15 protein-coding genes are annotated in these 18,460 nt (G+C 69.5%); 8 read left to right on the top strand and 7 right to left on the bottom strand.

The window, feature by feature from the left end:
• Window positions 1-34 precede the first annotated feature (34 nt).
• Both cysS and gltX read right to left on the bottom strand, forming a co-directional pair.
• Window positions 35-1,408: a cysteine--tRNA ligase gene (cysS, locus tag ACWPN7_RS15345; RefSeq protein WP_038531290.1), complete on the bottom strand. Its 1,374-nt coding sequence runs from the start codon at window positions 1,406-1,408 to the stop codon at window positions 35-37.
• A gap of 35 nt (window positions 1,409-1,443) precedes the next feature.
• Complete coding sequence (gene gltX / locus ACWPN7_RS15340) at window positions 1,444-2,787, bottom strand: glutamate--tRNA ligase (RefSeq protein ID WP_459196893.1); 1,344 nt, start codon at window positions 2,785-2,787, stop codon at window positions 1,444-1,446.
• 401 nt (window positions 2,788-3,188) lie between these two features.
• Between gltX and ipdC the strand changes: the two genes are divergently transcribed.
• From ipdC to ACWPN7_RS15325, 3 genes are all read left to right on the top strand, one after another.
• Entirely contained in the window at window positions 3,189-4,826 is a 1,638-nt protein-coding gene (gene ipdC, locus ACWPN7_RS15335; protein ID WP_149649681.1) for an indolepyruvate/phenylpyruvate decarboxylase, read from the top strand.
• Between the two features lie 206 nt (window positions 4,827-5,032).
• Window positions 5,033-5,602 carry a hypothetical protein gene (locus tag ACWPN7_RS15330; protein WP_038529345.1) on the top strand — a complete coding sequence of 190 codons (570 nt, stop codon included), beginning with the start codon at window positions 5,033-5,035 and terminating at the stop codon, window positions 5,600-5,602.
• 157 nt (window positions 5,603-5,759) lie between these two features.
• Complete coding sequence (locus tag ACWPN7_RS15325; RefSeq protein ID WP_459196894.1) at window positions 5,760-6,008, top strand: hypothetical protein; 249 nt, start codon at window positions 5,760-5,762, stop codon at window positions 6,006-6,008.
• 79 nt (window positions 6,009-6,087) lie between these two features.
• On the opposite strand, the gene ACWPN7_RS15320 is transcribed toward ACWPN7_RS15325, so the two are convergent.
• From ACWPN7_RS15320 to ACWPN7_RS15310, 3 genes are all read right to left on the bottom strand, one after another.
• On the bottom strand, window positions 6,088-8,802 hold the full coding sequence (locus tag ACWPN7_RS15320) for a NahK/ErcS family hybrid sensor histidine kinase/response regulator (RefSeq protein WP_456524842.1): 2,715 nt from the start codon (window positions 8,800-8,802) through the stop codon (window positions 6,088-6,090).
• Entirely contained in the window at window positions 8,799-9,935 is a 1,137-nt protein-coding gene (gene nosP, locus ACWPN7_RS15315) for a nitric oxide-sensing protein NosP (RefSeq protein WP_459196895.1), read from the bottom strand. The genes ACWPN7_RS15320 and nosP overlap by 4 nt, the downstream gene beginning before the upstream one ends.
• Before the next feature lie 275 nt (window positions 9,936-10,210).
• On the bottom strand, window positions 10,211-11,407 hold the full coding sequence (locus tag ACWPN7_RS15310; protein WP_459196896.1) for an acyltransferase family protein: 1,197 nt from the start codon (window positions 11,405-11,407) through the stop codon (window positions 10,211-10,213).
• Between the two features lie 328 nt (window positions 11,408-11,735).
• Here ACWPN7_RS15310 and ACWPN7_RS15305 point away from each other — a divergent pair, with 328 nt between their 5' ends.
• Entirely contained in the window at window positions 11,736-12,200 is a 465-nt protein-coding gene (locus ACWPN7_RS15305) for a preQ0 transporter (protein ID WP_038529341.1), read from the top strand.
• A gap of 113 nt (window positions 12,201-12,313) precedes the next feature.
• Here the strand turns inward: ACWPN7_RS15305 and ACWPN7_RS15300 are convergent, their stop codons facing one another.
• Window positions 12,314-14,170, bottom strand: coding sequence for a CHASE domain-containing protein (locus tag ACWPN7_RS15300; protein ID WP_456524844.1), 1,857 nt, complete (start codon window positions 14,168-14,170; stop codon window positions 12,314-12,316).
• A 14-nt stretch (window positions 14,171-14,184) separates the two neighbouring features.
• Window positions 14,185-14,559 carry a response regulator gene (locus tag ACWPN7_RS15295; RefSeq protein ID WP_129557171.1) on the bottom strand — a complete coding sequence of 125 codons (375 nt, stop codon included), beginning with the start codon at window positions 14,557-14,559 and terminating at the stop codon, window positions 14,185-14,187.
• Window positions 14,560-14,911: 352 nt separating this feature from the next.
• Here ACWPN7_RS15295 and cimA point away from each other — a divergent pair, with 352 nt between their 5' ends.
• The 4 genes from cimA to ACWPN7_RS15275 all read left to right on the top strand — a co-directional run bounded on the left by cimA (window position 14,912) and on the right by ACWPN7_RS15275 (window position 18,439).
• The gene (gene cimA / locus ACWPN7_RS15290) at window positions 14,912-16,516 is read left to right on the top strand and encodes a citramalate synthase (protein WP_459196897.1); all 1,605 of its coding nucleotides are present in this window, start codon (window positions 14,912-14,914) and stop codon (window positions 16,514-16,516) included.
• A 16-nt stretch (window positions 16,517-16,532) separates the two neighbouring features.
• Window positions 16,533-17,303 carry an RNA methyltransferase gene (locus tag ACWPN7_RS15285; protein ID WP_451991254.1) on the top strand — a complete coding sequence of 257 codons (771 nt, stop codon included), beginning with the start codon at window positions 16,533-16,535 and terminating at the stop codon, window positions 17,301-17,303.
• Between the two features lie 74 nt (window positions 17,304-17,377).
• Window positions 17,378-18,070: a LytR/AlgR family response regulator transcription factor gene (locus tag ACWPN7_RS15280; protein ID WP_459196898.1), complete on the top strand. Its 693-nt coding sequence runs from the start codon at window positions 17,378-17,380 to the stop codon at window positions 18,068-18,070.
• Window positions 18,071-18,226: 156 nt separating this feature from the next.
• A complete protein-coding gene (locus tag ACWPN7_RS15275; protein WP_038529333.1) occupies window positions 18,227-18,439 on the top strand; it encodes a hypothetical protein in 213 nt (70 codons plus the stop codon).
• Window positions 18,440-18,460: the final 21 nt, after the last annotated feature.

The raw sequence follows: 18,460 nt of genomic DNA, 5'->3' as shown, positions 1-18,460 counted from the left end.
GGCCCCCTTCATCCGATGAACCCCGGCGCGGCGTTCAGGCGCGCTTCCAGGTCGTGCCCTGCGGGCCGTCCTCGAGAATGATGCCGAGGTCGGCCAGCTCCTTGCGGATGCGGTCGGCCTCCGCGTAGTTCTTGGCCTTGCGGGCGGCCAAGCGGTCGTCGATGCGCTGCTGGATGTCGGCGTCGGACAGGGCGGCGGCCCCCTTCGGCGCCCAGCGGAACCATGTCTCCGGGTCCTGCTGGAGCAGGCCCAGCGCCTCACCGGCGGCGCGCAGCGCGCCCTTGGCGGCGGCCTTTCCGGCGTCTCCCGTCGCCTTGTTCACGGCTGAGGCCAGCTCGTGCAGGTGGGAGATGGCGAGCGGGCTGTTGAGGTCGTCCTCCAGCGCGGCCAATACGTCGAACGGCAGTTCGGCGTCCACCGGGGCGGGCTCGCCGCGCAGCGCCTGGTACCAGCGGTCGAGCGTCGCCTTGGACTGTTTCAGCCCCTCGCGGGTGAAGTCCAGCGGCTGGCGGTAGTGGGCGCTCAGCAGCGTCAGGCGGATGGCCTCGCCGGGGAACTCGTCCAGCAGATCATGCACGGTGAAGAAGTTGCCCAGCGACTTGGACATCTTCTCGCCCTCGACGGTCACGAAGCCGTTGTGGACCCAGTAGCGGGCCAGCGGCTCGCCGCCGTGTGCGCAGCGGCTTTGGGCGATCTCGTTCTCATGGTGCGGGAAGATCAGGTCCAGCCCGCCGCCGTGGATGTCGAAGGTGACGCCCAGATGCTCCTTGGCCATGGCCGAGCATTCGATGTGCCAGCCGGGGCGCCCGCGGCCCCACGGGCTGTCCCAGCCGGGCTGGTCGGCGGCGCTCGGCTTCCACAGCACGAAGTCGGAGGAATCGCGCTTGTAGGGGGCGACCTCGACGCGGGCGCCGGCGATCATCTCGTCCAGCGAGCGGCGGGAGAGCTGCCCGTACTCCGCCATTGACGGCACGGAAAACAGCACGTGCCCTTCCGCGGCGTAGGCGTGGCCGCGCTCGATCAGCAGCCCGATCAGGGCGACCATGTGCGAGATGTGGTGCGTGGCGCGCGGCTCGATGGTCGGGCGCAGCGCGTTCAGCGCGTCCATGTCGGCGTGGTAGAGGTCGGCGGTGCGCTTGGTCAGCGCCTCGATCGGCTCCCCGCTGTCGCGCGAGCGGTCGATGATCTTGTCGTCGACGTCTGTGATGTTGCGGACGTAGGTCACCGCCGGGTACAGCCGCCGCAGCAGCCGGAACAGCAGGTCGAACACCACCACCGGGCGGGCGTTGCCGATGTGCGCGGTGTCGTAGACCGTGGGTCCACACACATACATGCCCACCCGGTCCGGAGTCATCGGCTCGAAGCGTTCCTTGCGGCGGGTCAGCGTGTTGTAGAGGTCCAGCGGCACGGCGCCATGTCTCCTGTGAGAGGGTCTTCGAGAGCTTACGCGGTCTCTCCCGCGAGGCGCTTTTGCGCGCGGGTTCGGCCGATCAGGGGTAGCAGGTTCTTCAATTCCGGTCCATGGTCCCGCCCGGTGAGGGCGCGGCGCAGGGGGAGGAACAAATCCTTGCCCTTCCGCCCCGTCCTGGCCTTCACGGCACCCGTCCAGGTGCCCCAGGTGGAGAGGTCCCACGGCTCCTCCGGCAGCAGGGCCGCCGCCTCGGCCAGGAAGGCGGGATCGTCCGCCACCGGGGCAACCGGGGCGTGGGTCACCGCCCACCAGTCGCGGACCTCGGCGACGCGCGACAGGTTGGGGCGCACCGCCTCCCAGAAGGCGGCGTCGGCATCATCCAGACCGAGCGCGGCCAGCTCCCCGGCGACCCGCTCGAAGGGCAGCAGATGGAGGATGCGGGCGTTCAGCCGCAGCAGCTCCTCCGGGTCGAACTTCGGGGTGGCGCGGGACACCTTGGCGATGTCGAACTCGGCCACCAGCTCGTCCAGCGTCAGCCGCGGCTCGATGGCGTCGGAGGTGCCGAGCTTGGCGAGCAGGCTGGCCAGCGCCATCGGCTCGATCCCCTCCTCTTCGCGCAAGCTGGCCACGGACAGGCTGCCCAGCCGCTTGGACAGGCCCTGTCCCGTCGCGTCGGTCAGCAGCGGCAGATGGGCGAAGACCGGGACGGCCCCGCCAACCGCCTGGAAGATTTGGATTTGCACCGCCGTGTTGGCGACGTGGTCCTCGCCGCGGATGACGTGGGTGATGGCGAGGTCGGCGTCGTCCACCACGCTGGTCAGCGTGTAGAGCGGGCGCCCATCCTCGCGGATCAGCACGGGATCGCTGAGCGCCGACCCTTCGAAATGCACCGGGCCGCGCACGAGGTCGGTCCATTCGACCGGCGTATGCTCCAGCTTGAAGCGCCAGTGCGGCGTGCGTCCTTCCGATTCGAGGCGGGCGCGGTCGGCGTCGCTCAGGCGCAGCGCCGCGCGGTCGTAGATCGGCGGACGGCCCTGCGAGACGAGGCTGGCGCGCTTGAGGTTCAGCTCCTCCGGCGTCTCGTAGCAGGGGTAGAGCCGCCCGCTGGCCTTCAGCGCCGCCGCCTCCTCGTCATAGCGGCCGTAGCGGTCGCTTTCCCGCGCGAAGCGGTCCCAGGTCAGACCGAGCCAGGTCAGGTCCCGCTCGATCCCCTCCGCGTATTCCGGCTTGGAGCGCTCCTCGTCCGTGTCGTCGAGGCGTAGCAGGAAATTGCCGCCCGCCTTGCGCGCGAACAGCCAGTTGACCAGCGCGAGGCGCACATTGCCGACGTGGAGGAGACCGGTCGGGCTGGGGGCGAAGCGGACGGCGACGGACATGCGGGCATCATTCGAAAGTCGGGAACAGGGCGGCAGTCGTAGCACGCCGCGCGCCGGTCCGAAAGACGCCCATCAGGCGCCGCGGGGCCTATCGCGTTCGGAGAACAACCCCTCTCCCGCCCCGGGAGAGGGTGGCGCCGCAGGCGCCGGGTGAGGGTCGTCCGAGGATCAAGTCACCAGTCCTTGGCGGCACCCTCACCCTTCCCACGCTGCGCGCGGGCCCCTCCCCTCTCCCGGGGCGGGAGAGGGGATTTTAATTGCCGCCCGCACCCCTCCACAATTTCCGGCGCACATGGATTGTTTCGAATGAAACAATTCTTGCGCGGAGCGGTGGCGGAGGCGATGCTGTCCCCCTGTGCGGGTTTTCGGCCCGCGAAACCTATTGGAACGGGAGAGCGGCCATGAAGCTGGCCGAAGCCCTGCTGCGCGCGCTGAAGGATCGCGGCGCACAGGCCATGTTCGGGATTCCGGGCGATTTCGCCTTGCCCTTCTTCAAGGTGGCGGAGGAGACGCAAATCCTGCCGCTCCACACACTGAGCCACGAGCCGGCGGTGGGCTTCGCGGCGGACGCGGCGGCGCGCTACAGTTCGACGCTGGGGGTGGCGGCGGTCACCTACGGGGCGGGCGCCTTCAACATGGTGAACGCGGTGGCCGGCGCCTACGCCGAGAAGTCGCCGGTCGTCGTCATCTCCGGCGCGCCGGGCACGACGGAGGGCAACGCCGGCCTGCTGCTGCACCACCAGGGCCGCACGCTGGACACGCAGTTCCAGGTGTTCAAGGAGATCACCGTCGCCCAGGCGCGGCTGGACGACCCGGCTAAGGCCCCGGCGGAGATCGCCCGCGTGCTGGGGGCCGCCCGCGCCCTGTCGCGTCCGGTCTATCTGGAAATCCCCCGCAACATGGTCAACGCCGAGGTCGAGCCGGTGGGCGACGACCCCGCCTGGCCGGTGGACCGCGACGCGCTGGCCGCCTGCGCGGACGAGGTGCTGGCGGCCATGCGCTCGGCCATGTCGCCGGTGCTGATGGTCTGCGTCGAGGTCCGCCGCTACGGGCTGGAGGCCAAGGTGGCGGAGCTGGCGCAGCGGCTGGGCGTGCCGGTGGTGACCACCTTCATGGGACGCGGCCTGCTGGCCGACGCGCCGACCCCGCCGCTCGGCACCTACATCGGCGTGGCGGGGGACGCGGAGATCACCCGGCTGGTCGAGGAGTCGGACGGGCTGTTCCTGCTCGGCGCGATCCTCAGCGACACCAACTTCGCGGTGTCCCAGCGCAAGATCGACCTGCGCAAGACCATCCACGCCTTCGACCGGGCGGTGACGCTGGGCTATCACACCTACGCCGACATCCCGCTGGACGGGCTGGTGGACGCCCTGCTGGAGCGGCTGCCGCCGTCCGACCGCACGACCCGCGGCAAGGAACCCCACGCCTACCCGACCGGTCTTCAGGCGGACGGCGAGCCGATCGCCCCGATGGACATCGCCCGCGCCGTCAACGACCGTGTCCGCGCCGGGCAGGAACCGCTGCTGATCGCGGCGGACATGGGCGACTGCCTGTTCACCGCCATGGACATGATCGACGCCGGGCTGATGGCGCCGGGATATTACGCGGGCATGGGCTTCGGCGTGCCGGCAGGCATCGGGGCGCAGTGCGTGTCGGGCGGCAAGCGCATCCTGACGGTGGTCGGCGACGGCGCCTTCCAGATGACCGGGTGGGAGCTTGGCAACTGCCGACGCCTTGGCATCGACCCCATCGTGATCCTGTTCAACAACGCCAGCTGGGAGATGCTGCGCACCTTCCAGCCCGAATCCGCCTTCAACGACCTGGACGACTGGCGTTTCGCCGAGATGGCGGCGGGCATGGGCGGCGACGGCGTCCGCGTGCGCACGCGGGCGGAGCTGAAGGCGGCGCTGGACAAGGCCTTCGCCACGCGCGGGCGCTTCCAGCTGATCGAGGCGATGATCCCGCGCGGCGTGCTGTCCGACACGCTGGCCCGCTTCGTCCAGGGGCAGAAGCGCCTGCACGCGGCGCCCCGGGAGTAGGGGCAGGGGGAGCCGCGTCCGCAGGCTGGCGGCCAGCCTCCCACCGATCGGGCTGGCCCGCTAAGCCGTTGTCGCGCTTGCGCTTGGAGTGAGGTGCCGAAGCGAAATACCCCCTTCGGCACCGCCGCTGCGCAACAATTCGTTAACCATAAAAGCCCACCCTGTCCCTGCTTTCGGGCGAAATTGATTCAGGGACGAGGACGGCGATGACCTGCATTGTTGGCTTGGTGGACGGCGATCGTGTGTGGATGGGCGGTGACAGCGCGGGCGTGAACGGCCTGGACATCACCGTGCGCGCGGACACCAAGGTGTTCCGCAACGCCGATCTGCTGATCGGCTTCACCAGCAGCTTCCGCATGGGCCAGCTTCTGCATTACCGGCTGGAGCCGCCGCACCGCGACCCCGAGGCCGACGTCTTCCGCTACATGGTCGTCGATTTCGTGGACGCCGTGCGCGGTTGCCTGAAGGACGGCGGCTACGCCCACCGCTCCAACGACGTGGAGACCGGCGGCACCTTCATGGTCGGCTACGAGGGACGCCTCTTCTCCATCCAGTCCGACTATCAGGTGGGCGAGGCGGTGCGCGGCTACCACGCCATCGGCTGCGGGTCCGACTACGCGCTGGGCTCGCTCGCCTCCACGGCCGGTCTGCCGGCGGAGGAGCGGGTGCTGAAGGCGCTGGAATGCGCCGAGCTGTTCAGCGGCGGCGTGCGCGCGCCCTTCACCATCCAGTCGATGGTTCGCCGCCCGCATCTGGCGCTGACCGAAGCGGCGTAAGGCCACAATAAAAATCAGGACTTCCCGCGCCGTTTTCGCCATCCGGCAAGACGGCGCGAAGTCGTGCCTGCATCGCGGCAAACTGTGCTATAGGGACGGCGCTCCGTCCGCCAGAGATGGAGAAGAAAAAGACCATAAATACAGTGGGTGCTAGAGAATGGTGGACCAAACTGTTGGTGATGCCAATCGTTTGATTGGCGAAGAGTCGCGTGATGTCTCTGGCCGGGTCTCTGGCCGGGTGCATGGCCTGCCGGCTTACTGCAATTCGCCTTACTTCGTGTTTCCGGCGCTGATCCTTCTGCTGATCATGCCGCTGTCGATCATTTTCCACCCGTCCTGGATCGTTCCGCTGGCCGAGCTGTACGCGATCGGCATGATGGTGACGATCATCCGCCTGACGCGCTGAGTCTCCGGGTCTTCCGCCACCCCGGCCCTTCGCTTCCGCTTCCCAGGGAACGGCCGGGGTGGAGGCCCATCGCGTCCCCTTACGCCAGCAGGCCCGTCATCACCGCGCGGAGCTGGGCCGGGCGCACCGGCTTGTTCAGCACATGGCAGCCCTTGGCCTGCGCCTCCTCCACCACCTCGGCGGTGCGGTTGGCGGTGATGAGGACCGACGGCAGGTCCGCCCCGCAGCGCTCGCGCACCCGCGCGATCTCGGTGAAGCCAATCACCCCGTCGTCCAGGTGGTAGTCGGCGAACAGCACGTCCGGCGCCACCGCCCCCAGCCCGGCCAGCGCCTCGTCGCCCGACGCCGCCGTGGCGACGCTGCACCCCCAGCCTTCCAGAAGCGCGCGCATCCCGGCCAGCACCGCCGGCTCGTTGTCGATCACCAGCACCCGCGTGCCGGCCAGCCGGTTCGAGGCCGTCTGCACCGGCGCCTCCAGAGCGCGCACCGGGCGGGCGTAGCGCCCGAAGGGCACGGTCACCGCGAAGACCGACCCCCGGCCCGGCTGCGACCGCACGGTGATGGGATGGTCGAGCATCCGCGCCACCCGCTCCACGATGGCGAGGCCGAGGCCCATACCGCGCACCCGCTCGTTGGCGCAGGGCGTGTCGAGGCGGCGGAACTCCTGGAAGATCTCGTCCAGCTTGTCGGCGGGCACGCCGGGGCCGGTGTCCCACACCTCGATCCGCAGGCCCTCGCGGGTCCGCCGGCAGCCGACCAGCACACGCCCGGCGCCGCCCCGCGCCCCCCTCTTTGCCTGGGTGTAGCGCAGAGCGTTGGACAGGAAATTCTGCAAAATCCGGCGCAGCAGCCGGATGTCGCTGCGCACCACGGCGTGGCTGGGAACGACGCAGAGGTCCAGCCCGCGCTCTTTCGCCACCGCCGCGTATTCGGTGGCCAGCGCGCCGAACAGGCTCTTGATCGGGAAATCGGCGATCTCCGGCCGCACCGCCCCGGCGTCCAGCTTGGAGATGTCCAGCAGCGCCGACAGCAGGTCCTCCACCGAGGCCAGGGCGACGTCGATGTTGTCGACCAGCCCGCGGTTCGGCTCCGGCTGCTCCAGGTCGCCCAGCGCCGAGACGAACAGCCGTGCGGCGTTCAGCGGTTGCAGCAGGTCGTGGCTGGCCGCCGCCAGGAAGCGCGTCTTGGACAGGTTGGCCTGCTCCGCCTCCGCCTTGGCGAGCCGCAGCGCCTCCTCCGCGGCGATGCGCTCGGCGATCTCCTGCTGGAGCTGGCCGTTGAGCCGGGTCAGCTCGGCGGTGCGCTCGACGACGCGGCGCTCCAGGCTGTCCTTGGCGTCTGCCAGCGCCTCCGCCGCCATGCGCCGCTCGGTGATGTCGTGGATCAGGCCGAAATAACCCAACACCTCCGGCTTGCCGCCGCCGCGCCGCTCGCCGAAATGCGGGATGTAGGTGGCGACGGCGTAGCGCGGGGCGCCGTTCTCGCCGGGCAGCTCCAGGTCGAAGGTGACCTCCTCGCCGGCCAGCGCCCGCAGCACGTAGGAGCGCCGCACCTCGTAATAGAGGTCGCCCAGCGCCGCCCACATGGGCTGCCCCTCGATCTCCTCGCGCTTGCGGTTGAACCAGCCCTCGTAGGCCTTGTTGACGAAGCGGAAGCGCTGCTCGGCGTCGACGTAAGCGATCAGCGCCGGCACCGCGTCGGTGACCAGCCGGATGCGCTCCTCGCTGTCGCGCAGCGCCTGCTCGGCGCGCTTGCGCTCGGTGATGTCGGTGAAGGTCAGGACGAAGCCGCCGCCCGGCATGGGGTTGCGGCTGATCTCCAGCACCGTGTCGTCCAGCCAAGGCTGCTCGACGAGGCAGCTCGGCATCATCAGCGCCTTCAGCGACAGGCCGCGGTCGCCGAGTGCCGCGTGGTGCAGCACGAAGTCGGCGAAGCCCGCCCCGCGCTCCGCCACCTTGGCGGGCAGGCGCAGCAGGCCGGTGAAGCGCTCGTTCCAGGCGACCAGCCGCTGGTCGCGGTCGTACACCCCGACCCCCTGGGCGATGTTGTCCAGCGTCGCCTGCAGGAGCGCCGACTTCTCGGCCAGCTCGCGCTCGCGGCGGCGGGTCTCATGCTCCTTGATGTCGGTGATGTCGGTGTAGACGCCGACCACCCCGCCGTCGCGGGTCCGCCGCTCGTTCACCTGGACCCAGCGCCCGTCGGCCAGCCGGTAGACGTAGGGGCCCTTCAGCGCCCGGTGCTGGGCCAGCCGCTCCGACAGCCAGCGGTCGGGCCGCGGGTAGGCGTCGGCGATGGTGCGCGAGGAGGCCGCCAGCTCGGCGATCTCCTGGAAACGGATGCCCGGCAGGATGCGGTCGCGGATCTCCGGCCACAGGGCCAGATACTTGCTGTTGCACAGCACCAGCCGGTCGTCGGCGTCGAAGATGGCGAAGCCCTCGTTGACCGACTCGATGGCCTCCGACAGGCGGCTGCGCATGGTGTCGGCCAGCTCCTTGGCGCGGGCCAGCGCGCGGTGGCTGTCCTCCAGCTCGCGCAGGGCGCGCTCCAGCTCCAGCGTGCGCTCGCGCACCTTCTGTTCCAGGACGATGGCGGTCTGGAACAGGGAGAAGGCACCCCCCTGCACGTCCATCGACCGCTCGACCCGGTCCATCAGCACCTGGTTGATGCGGCGGAGCTTGGCGTTCTCGCGCTCCAGCGCCTCCAGCCGCTTGTCCTCGCCGGTGACCGGGAGGGGGGCGGGCGATGGATCGGCGGGTGGACGGGACGGTTCCCGCCAGTCGAAGATGAGCGTCATCGCGCACCTATCGCGACACCGGTGAAGGTCTGGTTGACGTGCATGGCGTTGTACTGCTCGCCGTAGGCGCAGAAGCCAACGACGTTGTGCCGCGCCAGCGCCGCCGACATGACGTGCTTGAGCTGCCGCTGCTCCAGCTCCAGCCGGCGCAGGATGCAGTCGCAGCCGAGCACGAGGTCCGGCGGCCCGCCGACCTCCGCGGCCAACTTGCGCATCATCTCCTCCAGATTCTCCACCGGGTCGACGCCGCGGGCGACGGTCAGCACGATCCCCTCGTCGATGGCGCAGTAGAAGGTCAGGCTCTCGTCGTCGTTGACCTTCTGGATGGAGCGGACATGGTACTCGCCCCCCACCCGCACGACGACGGGATAGGCGGCGAAGATCAGGGGAGTCAGCGGCTCCCCCTCCAGCCCGACCATGCGGGCGTATTCGCGGCCCGCCGGCTCGGCGTTGATCTCGGTGACGATGCGGCGCTGCGGGTCGGCGCCGGTCACCACCATCTTGGCGTCGGACGCCACGAAATGCTCGGTCCGGAAGACCACGAAGCGGCGCGCCGTGGTGACCAGCATCAGCACGGCCGCGTTGGTGTGGAACCGCCCCTCGTGCAGGACGAAGGTGCGCTCGAAGCGCAGCTCGTCCCCGGCGGAGCCGCCGAACAGCGGGATGTCCATCAGCACGCTGTGCAGCGCGCTGACCACCATCTCCTCCGCCCGCGACATGCCGTCGATCATCAGGAAGGCGAAACTGCCATGGTCGGGGAAGGCGTCGGTCCGGGCGGCCAATGCGACGTCGCGCTGCTCCATCAGGCTGCGCAGGACGCGCGGCGCCTCGGCGATGGAGAAGCGGTCGAGATCGTCGATGCGCTGGGTGGCGATGGTGAAGTCGGCGCGCGGGAAGCCGATCCCGACCAGCGACCCGGCGGCGTAGCCGAAGGGCGTGATCTCCCCCGCCGTGGTGCAGCCGACCACCGGCACCGGCCCGAACAACTCGGCCAGCGCCGCCGCCAGCTCCGCCTGGTCATAGTGAGCGGAGCAGAAGACCAGCACCATCTCCAGCTCCGCGGCGGCGGCGGGGTCCCGCCCGCACAGCCCCTCGAAAAGGTCCCGCGCGGCGGTGCGGGCGTCCTCCGCCATCGAGACGGCCCTTGGCAGGGATGGGCTGGGCACAGGGGCGCTGGGCGGAGCATCGGAGAGGAGAGCGTCCGAGGCCGGATGTCTGGTCACAATGCGGGTCCCGAAAAGCATCGGCATGGCATCCAACACCCCAAACAGCCACCCGACGCCGGAAGGCCGGCCGGGAAACGTGGGCGGATGACCTATAGGTTACTTCAGCGCCGCCCGCCGGGCAAAGCCGGCGCGGGGGTGCGGGTATGCGACCATGGTCTAAGAACGCTTGGCTTTGCCCGCTCTCAGCCGGTCCGGCGGGCCATCGTCTCGCGGCCGCGCGCCGGGGTGCTTCGCTTCTTCGCTTCGCCCGGCGGGACGCCGTTCATCAGGAAGCGCAGCGTCGGCGAGCGGCGGACCAGCCCGTGATGGACCGCCAGCGGCACGAACAGCCCCACCGCGGTGATCGCGGCGAATTCCAGCAGCGGCGGCGCGGTGACGGCGAGCAGGGCGAAGCCGGCGGCCATGACCACCAGATGGTGCAGCAGATAGATGGTGTACGAGGCCTGCGACAGCGCCCGGACCCGGCGGCTCTCCGCCGAGAAGAAGGACTGCGTCAGGCCGAGGACGAAGCGGAAGGCCGACCAGGCGGCGACGGCGCGCAGCGCCTCGTCGAGGAAGCGGACCGGCATGGGCTTCTCGACGCCGACCATGCCGATGTGGATGGCGAAGCACGCCAGATAGGTCAGCGCCACGCCCCAGCTCGCCTTGGCGTAGCGCGCGGCCCCGCCCGGCCAATGGGCGATCAGCACGCCGACCGCGAAGAAGCCCGCCGAGATGACGATGCTCACCGCCGTCGAGTTGGTCGGCACCAGCGGCGTCACCAGAAGGTCGGAGATGTTGTCGAAGCCCAGCACCCCCATCATGACGAGGCTGAGCAGGAGCGGCGGCAGCCAGTCCGGCGGGTCGGCCAGCCAGCGGGCCAGCCCCGGCGCGCGCTCCGCCAGCCGCCGGTGCAGCGCGACCAGCAGCGGGTAGGCGAGACAGAGCGCCAGCACGCTGATGAACAGCTCGACCAGGAACCACAGGTGATAGACGAGCCCGCCGCTCCAGAAGGCCGCGGGGATGGTCTGGGTGAGGAACTCCCCCGCGGTCAGGCCGGGGTCGATCGCGCGGCTTTCCATCCACAACTGCGCGACGTTCAACGTCGCCGCCATGGCGACGAGTGGCACCAGCAGCCGCGAGGCGCGCGAGGTCAGGGTCGCCTGCGGCCCGTGGCGGCGCAGGCTGTGGGTGATCAGCAGGCCGGAGATCAGGAAGAAGGCGGGCATGCGGAAGCTGTGGATGAAGTCCGCGAACAGCCCGATCCAGGCGATGCCGTCGGGGGAGTTCATCACCCAGTCATAGCCCGGCGTGTAGATCAGCGCCGCGTGGTAGGGCACGCCGAGGATCATCAGCAGGCTGCGCGCCGCGTCCAGCGAATGATCCCGTGTGCCGCCCATTCCAATTGATACGCCCGCCGCCGCCATCGCCCTCACCTTTCGGGGTCTCTTTCGTTTCGCCTCTCCGAACGAACGCGCCAGGGCATCGTCCGGACGCGCTAGGGGCGGCGGCGCATTCGGGGAACCGAGGTGGGGGTAAGCCGTTCTTGGCGGTTGCGCTCCGTCCGCACCGGCGCGCCGCGGGTTCACGGCGCAAGGGTTCACGGCGCAAGGGTTCACGGCGATGACCTGAACCTGCTACAAGACCGCTGCGGAGCGCTCGCATTCACGCGGGTGGCGCCGTCGTTCGCGCCCGTATTTCCGCGGGTGGCTTTTGGAGGATTCCGTCATGCTCTGGCTCGCCGCCTACATTGGCAGCGTACTCGCCATCAACTACGCCTTCAGTCTGGCGCCGCATCTGGATCTGGTGTGGTCCTGCTGGGCCGGGTTGATCTTCATCCTGCGCGACATGGTCCAGGTCCGTTACGGCCACTGGTCGCTGGCCGCCATGCTGGCCGCCACGCTGCTGTCCTTCCTGCTGGCCGACCCCTTCGTCGCGACGGCCAGCGTCACCGCCTTCGCGGTGTCGGAGCTGATTGACTGGGGCGTCTTCACCGTCACCCGCCGCCCGCTGCGCGACCGGCTGTGGATCAGCGCCGCCCTGTCGGTGCCGGTGGACACGGCGCTGTTCTTCGGCATGCTCGGCATCTGGGACCCGGCGGTCTGGGCGGCCAGCCTCGCGTCCAAGCTGGCCGGCGTGTCGGCGGTGTGGATGCTGATGCGCGCCCGGTCGGCGCGGCCGGCGACGGCCTGATCCGGTCCGGGATTTGGCAATCGCCGACTCGGTGACCCGCCGGTTCCGCCGCGGCTGGTCCCAGAAGTCCTAAAATCCGCGGCGTCGGCGATTGCCAAAAGGACCGGAGGGCGTCAGACCACTGAGGTCACGGTCTCGGTGGTCTGGCCGGGGGCGGGCGCCTCGTCGGGGATCTCGACCAGGAAGATGGCGCCGCGTCCCGGGCGCGACAGCACCCGCACCCGGTAGCCGAGCAGCCGGCTGAGCCGCGCCACGGTGGCGAGGCCGAGACCGAGGCCCTTGCGCCGGTCGCGCTCGGGATTGCCGATCTGATAGAAGTCTTCGAAGATCAGATGCAGCCGGTCCTGCGGGATGCCGGGGCCGGTGTCCTGCACCTTGATGGCGGTGAAACCGCGCGCCTGCCGGCAGGTCACCCGGATGGTGCCGCTGTGCGTGTATTTCAGCGCGTTGCTCAGCAGGTTGCGGACGATCCGCTCCAGCATCGCCGGGTCGGTCGTCACGCGGGCGCCGCCGCAGGTGACGCGGAAGCCCAAACCCTTGCCGGCGGCCTCCAGCCGGCCTTCCTCGCAGATGCGCTCCAGAAAGACGGGCAGGTCCAGTTCGGATAGCTGCGGGCTGATCACGCCGGTTTCCAGCGTGGCGATGTCCATCAGCGAGTTCAGCAGGCGCTGGGTCGCCTCGAAGCCGTCGCGGGCAGCATCCACCAGCTTGCGCAGCCGGAGGCTGTCCGCCTGTTCGCCGATCATGTGCAGATAAATGCCCAGCGTCTGGAGCGGCTGGCGCAGGTCGTGGCTGGCGGCGGCGAGGAAGCGCGACTTGGCGGCGTTGGCCTGCTCCGCCTCCGCGCGCGCCAGCGCCAGCGCGTCGTAGCTGCGGCGCAGTTCCTCCATGCGGTCGCGGTCCTGGAGCACGGAATTGACGGTGGCGACCAGAAGCAGGGTGATGATCAGGCCGGCGAACAGCACCGCCCGCGGCGTGGCGCTGGCCACGCTCTCCTCGAAGGCGTGGGTGCCGGACAGGACCAGCGTCCAGGGGCGGCCGAACACCTCGACGTAGAGAACCTCCTGAAAAGCGGCGTCCCGGGCGGTCGCGGAGTCGAACATCAGCGAGTCCGTGGTGCTCTCCGTCCCGTCATGGACGCGGATGTCCAGCAGTTGGGACGCGCCCTGGTCCATGATGCTGCGCATCAGGTCGTGCGCGCGGAAGGGGCTGTAGACGAAACCCAGCAGCGCCTCCCGCCGGTCGGCCGCGGTGGTCAGGGGCAGGGTCTGGTCGTAGACGGGCACATAGATGAGGAAGCCGGGCTGCACGTCTTCGTCGGTTTCCTGGACCAGACGCAACCGGGCGGTCGCCGCGGCGGTGCCGGTGCCCCGGGCGCGCTCCATAGCGGTGCGGCGGGTCGGCTCGGCGTGCATGTCGAAGCCGAAGGCCCGCAGGTTGCGGCTGGCGAAGGGCTCGATGTAGATGATGGGGAAATATTCGGGCCGCTCCCCTTCCGGCGTCACGCGGTAGCTGTAGAAGCCGGCGGCGTGCAGCGCCGCCTCGTGCTGTTCCCGGTCGGGCGCCTTCACGCGCTTGGCGTAGCCGATGCCTTGGATGCCGGGATAGCGGTCCTCCACATGCAGGCCGGTGACGTAGGCCCGCCATTCCGTGCGGCTGACCTGCCCGCCGCCAGCGTCCACCATCGCCACGGCGCCCTGCAGCATCTGTTCATAGGTGTCGAGCCGCGCCGTGACGTCACCGGCCAGATCGCGGGCCAGCGCGCGGAAGCGCGCCTCGGCCAGCCGGTGGTTCTGCTCGGTCAGCAACCACCAGGCGAGGCCGGTCAGCAGCAGCCCCAGCCCGAAGACCACCCAGCTTTCCCATGAGCGGAAGAGCCGTCCGTCGGGAACGGCGGTGCGCTTGCGCTTCGGCTCGTTGTGCCTTGGCCTGGGTGGCGCGGCGGGTGCCGGTGGTAACGGAAGGTCCATGCCGGTCCGGCCCGTCATGCCGTGCCGGCGGGCTGCTCCCGCAGCACCTTGGTCAGCACCGCCTGGAGATGGGGCGGCAGCACCGGCTTCTGCAGAACGGTCAACCCGCGGGCGCGGGCGTCGCGCAGCCCTTCGGTGGAGGTGTCGCCGGTGATGATGACGCCCGGCACCTCGGCACCGGCCTCCGCCCGGATGCGGTCGATGGCCTGGACGCCGGTGCGCCCTTCGCGCAGGCGGTAGTCGGCCAGGATGGCGTGCGGCGTTTCCCCGGCGACGGACAGGCGGTCGACGGCCTCGCCCTCGCTTTCGGCAGTGACGACCCGGTACCCCCACATCTCCAGCAGGAGATTGAGGGCCTGCAGAACCGTCCGCTCGTCATCGATCACCATGACGAGCTTGTCCTGGTCGTCGTCACCCGCGGGAGTCACTGTGTCCAATCCATCCGTTCACAAGGGCCGGTGATCATACAGACCAACAGGCGTCCGGCCAGAAAAGAGTACCGCACCCGTGAGATGGGCGCCATGCAGAGGGGCGGCTGTGTAGCACAAACGATGGTTTATTCGGTCAGTACATTTGTCCTATTACCTCCATTGCGTGCCTATGGCCGGCGCGGCAAAGCCCGGCATTCCTGGCGGGTTCGATCAAAAGCATTGAGCTGGCGAAGCGCATCGTCCATTCTTCCGGCCCTCCGGAGAGTCCTATGACCTTCCTTCGGGCGACCAATATCTTCGGGCGGCGGCAATGACGGGCGAACGCATCTATCTGTACGACACCACGCTGCGCGACGGGGCGCAGACCCAGGACGTGGATTTCTCCGTCGCCGACAAGATCGCCATCGCCCGCGACCTCGACCGGCTGGGAATCGACTATGTGGAAGGCGGCTGGCCCGGCGCCAATCCGACCGACGACCAGTTCTTCGCCGAGGCGCCGGATCTCGCCCGCTCGACCTTCACCGCCTTCGGCATGACCCGCCGTCCCGGCCGCAGCACCGCGAACGACCCGCAGCTCGCCGCCCTGATCCAGTCCAAGGCGCGCGCCGTCTGCATCGTCGGCAAGACCTGGGATTTTCATGTCGATGTCGCGCTGGCCATCCCGCGCGAGGAAAACATCGAACTGATCGCCGACAGCATCGCCGCGCTGAAGGCCGCCAAGGGCGAGGCGCTGTTCGACGCCGAGCATTTCTTCGACGGCTACAAGCGCAACCCGGCCTACACCGCCTCCTGCATCAAGGCCGCCTACGGGGCGGGGGCGCGCTGGGTCGTGCTGTGCGACACCAACGGCGGCACGCTGCCCCACGAGATCGACGCGATCGTCCGGCAAGTGATCGAGGAGTACGGCATCCCCGGCGACCGGCTGGGCATCCACTGCCACAACGACACCGAGAACGCCGTCGCCAACTCGCTGGCCGCGGTGCGCGCCGGGGTGCGGATGGTGCAGGGGACGATCAACGGGCTGGGCGAGCGCTGCGGCAACGCCAACCTCGTGTCGCTGATCCCGTCGCTGATGCTGAAGATGGGCTGCGACGTCGGCATCAAGCCCGCCGACCTGCCGCTGCTGACCGAGATCAGCCGCAAGTTCGACGAGCGGCTGAACCGCGCGCCGAACCGCCACGCCCCCTACGTCGGCGCCAGCGCCTTCGCCCACAAGGGCGGGCTGCACGTCTCCGCCGTGGAGAAGGACCCGTCCTCCTACGAGCATGTCGAGCCGGAGGCGGTCGGCAACCGCCGCCAGATCGTCATGTCGGACCAGGCGGGCCGCGCCAACGTCATCGCACGGCTGCGCGAGATGGGCATGGCCGTGGACCCGAAGGACGAGCGGCTGAACCGCCTGCTCGACCTCGTGAAGCAGCGTGACACCGAGGGCTACGCCTACGACACCGCCGAGGCCAGCTTCGAGCTGCTGGTCCGCCGCGAGCTGGGCGAGGTGCCGGACTATTTCACCCTGAAGCGCTTCCACGTCACCGACGAGCGCCGCTACAACGCCAAGGGCGAGCTGGTGGTCGAGTCCGAGGCGGTCGTCCGCGTGAAGATCGGCGGCAAGGAATATCACGAGGTGGCGTCGGGCAACGGCCCGGTGAACGCGCTGGACACCGCGATGCGCAAGGCGCTGGAGCCGCTCTACCCGCTGCTCGACGGGGTGAAGCTGTCCGACTACCGCGTGCGCATCCTCGCCGCCAAGGACGGCACCGGCGCCATGCCGCGCGTGCTGATCCGCTCGCGCAACGGCGACGGGCAGGAATGGTCGACGCTGGGCGTCTCCACCAACATCATCGAGGCGTCGATGGAGGCGCTGGTGGACAGTTACACATTCAAGCTGTTTAAAGGCGGCGCAACACCGCGAAGCTGAGACCAAAGTTCAGATCATGACCTCCGGCAAAGACCCCAACCGGCCCTCCGTCCTGGGCGGCCCGACCATCATCCTCGTGCAGCCCCAGCTCGGCGAGAACATTGGCGCCTGCGCACGGGCCATGCTCAACTGCGGCCTGACCGAGCTGCGTCTGGTGAAGCCACGCGACGGCTGGCCGAACGAGAAAGCGGTGGCCGCGGCGTCGGGCGCCGATCCGGTGCTGGACGGTGCCAAGCTCTACGACACGACGGCGGAGGCCGTGGCCGACCTGAACGTGGTCTTCGCCACCACCGTCCGCACCCGCGGGATGATCCAGGAGTTCGTCACCCCGCGCGTCGCCGCGACGGAGCTGCGCGCCCATGTCGACGCCGGGCACAAGACCGGCGTGCTGTTCGGGCCGGAGCGCACCGGTCTGGTCAACGACGATCTGACGCTGGCTTCAACGCTGATCACCGTTCCGCTGAACCCGGCCTTCTCCTCGCTCAATCTGGCGCAGGCGGTCCTGCTGATCGGCTACGAGTGGTTCCAGACCGGCGAGACCCCGCCGGACCGCGTGCTGCACACCGGCCAGACCCGCCCGGCGACCAAGGCGGAGCTCGTGAACTTCTTCGAGCATCTGGAAGGCGACCTCGACCGCACCGGCTTCTTCACCTCGCCGGAGAAGCGCCCCTCCATGGTCCGCACGCTGCGCAACGCCCTGGAGCGGATGCAGATGACCGAGCAGGAGGTCCGCACCTTCCACGGCGTCGTCGCGGCGCTGACCGGACGGCGCAAGGGCGAACCGTAACCCTCTTTCCTAACCTCTTCCCTTCCGGGGCCAATCGCTGCCTATACTGCCCCATGGAATACACCTTGCAGCATATGGACGTTGGCCTCGTCCTGCTCGACGGCGACCGGCGCGTGGTGTCGGTCAACGCGTCCGTGGCGCGGATGCTGGGGCGCGACCGTCCGCTGCTGGGGGCCAGCCTGCACGACCTGCACCCGCCGGGCAGCCGCGCCAAGGTGGAGCTGCTGCTGGCGGCGGCGCACGACCCGGAGTCCCCGGCGGCGGCCAGCTCCATGATGGTGGCCCTGCCGGGGCGGACCATCGTGGTGAAGGCCACCGCCCTGCCGCCGGGCGGCGGGGCGGCGCTGGCCCTGATGCTGTTCGAGGTGACCGGGAAGGCGCTTCACGAGCCGGTGCCGCCGCCGGTTGCGGACGCGGTGCCCGAGCCGGTCACCCCGCTGGTGAAGCTGCCGATCACGACGCGCCAGGGCGTGGTGCTGATCGACCCCGCCGACGCGGTCTATGTGCAGGCCGACGGCCATTACACGCGGGTCCACACGGCGGACGGCGCCTTCTTCTGCTCGCTCTCCCTGTCGGAGTTGGAGGCGCGGCTTGACGTGCGGCAGTTCGTGCGGGCACACCGCCGCTATCTGGTCAATCTGCGCCACGCCCAGGCCATCGACCGCAGCGACGGGCGGGCCGTCTTCGTCATGGCCGCCCCCGGCTCTCCCCGCGTACCGGTCAGCCGCGGGCGGATCGAGCAGTTGAAGAAGCTGTTGGCACTTTAGCCTTTCCCCTCACGCGCATCAGGGTTGTTTCCGCCGGCCTGTGACTTCGGGCGGCGGTTGATCCGTCTCAATCGTCCGGTGTCGCCGCAGGCGTAGAACAAAGCCATGGCCGGCGCCCGCATCGGGTGGGCGCCACGATGACGAGGAGATACGGCCATGGCTTTCCTGGACGACGACCGCGCCTATGTGGACCAGCTCGTGGTGGAGTATTACGGCGACCGTCTGACCGCGCTCTCGCCGGAACGGCTCGCTGCCCTGCACGTGCTGTTCGGCGAGGTGATGTGGCACGAGGGGATCGAGGCGCTGACCCCGCAGCGGCTGAACACGCTGCTGGACTTCACCGAGGAAGAGTTGTCGCACGCCGCCTGAGTGGGCCCCCTGAATGGTACG

Source organism: Azospirillum sp. UENF 312511, assembly GCF_058780635.1.
This window is presented reverse-complemented; position numbering and strand designations above follow the sequence as displayed.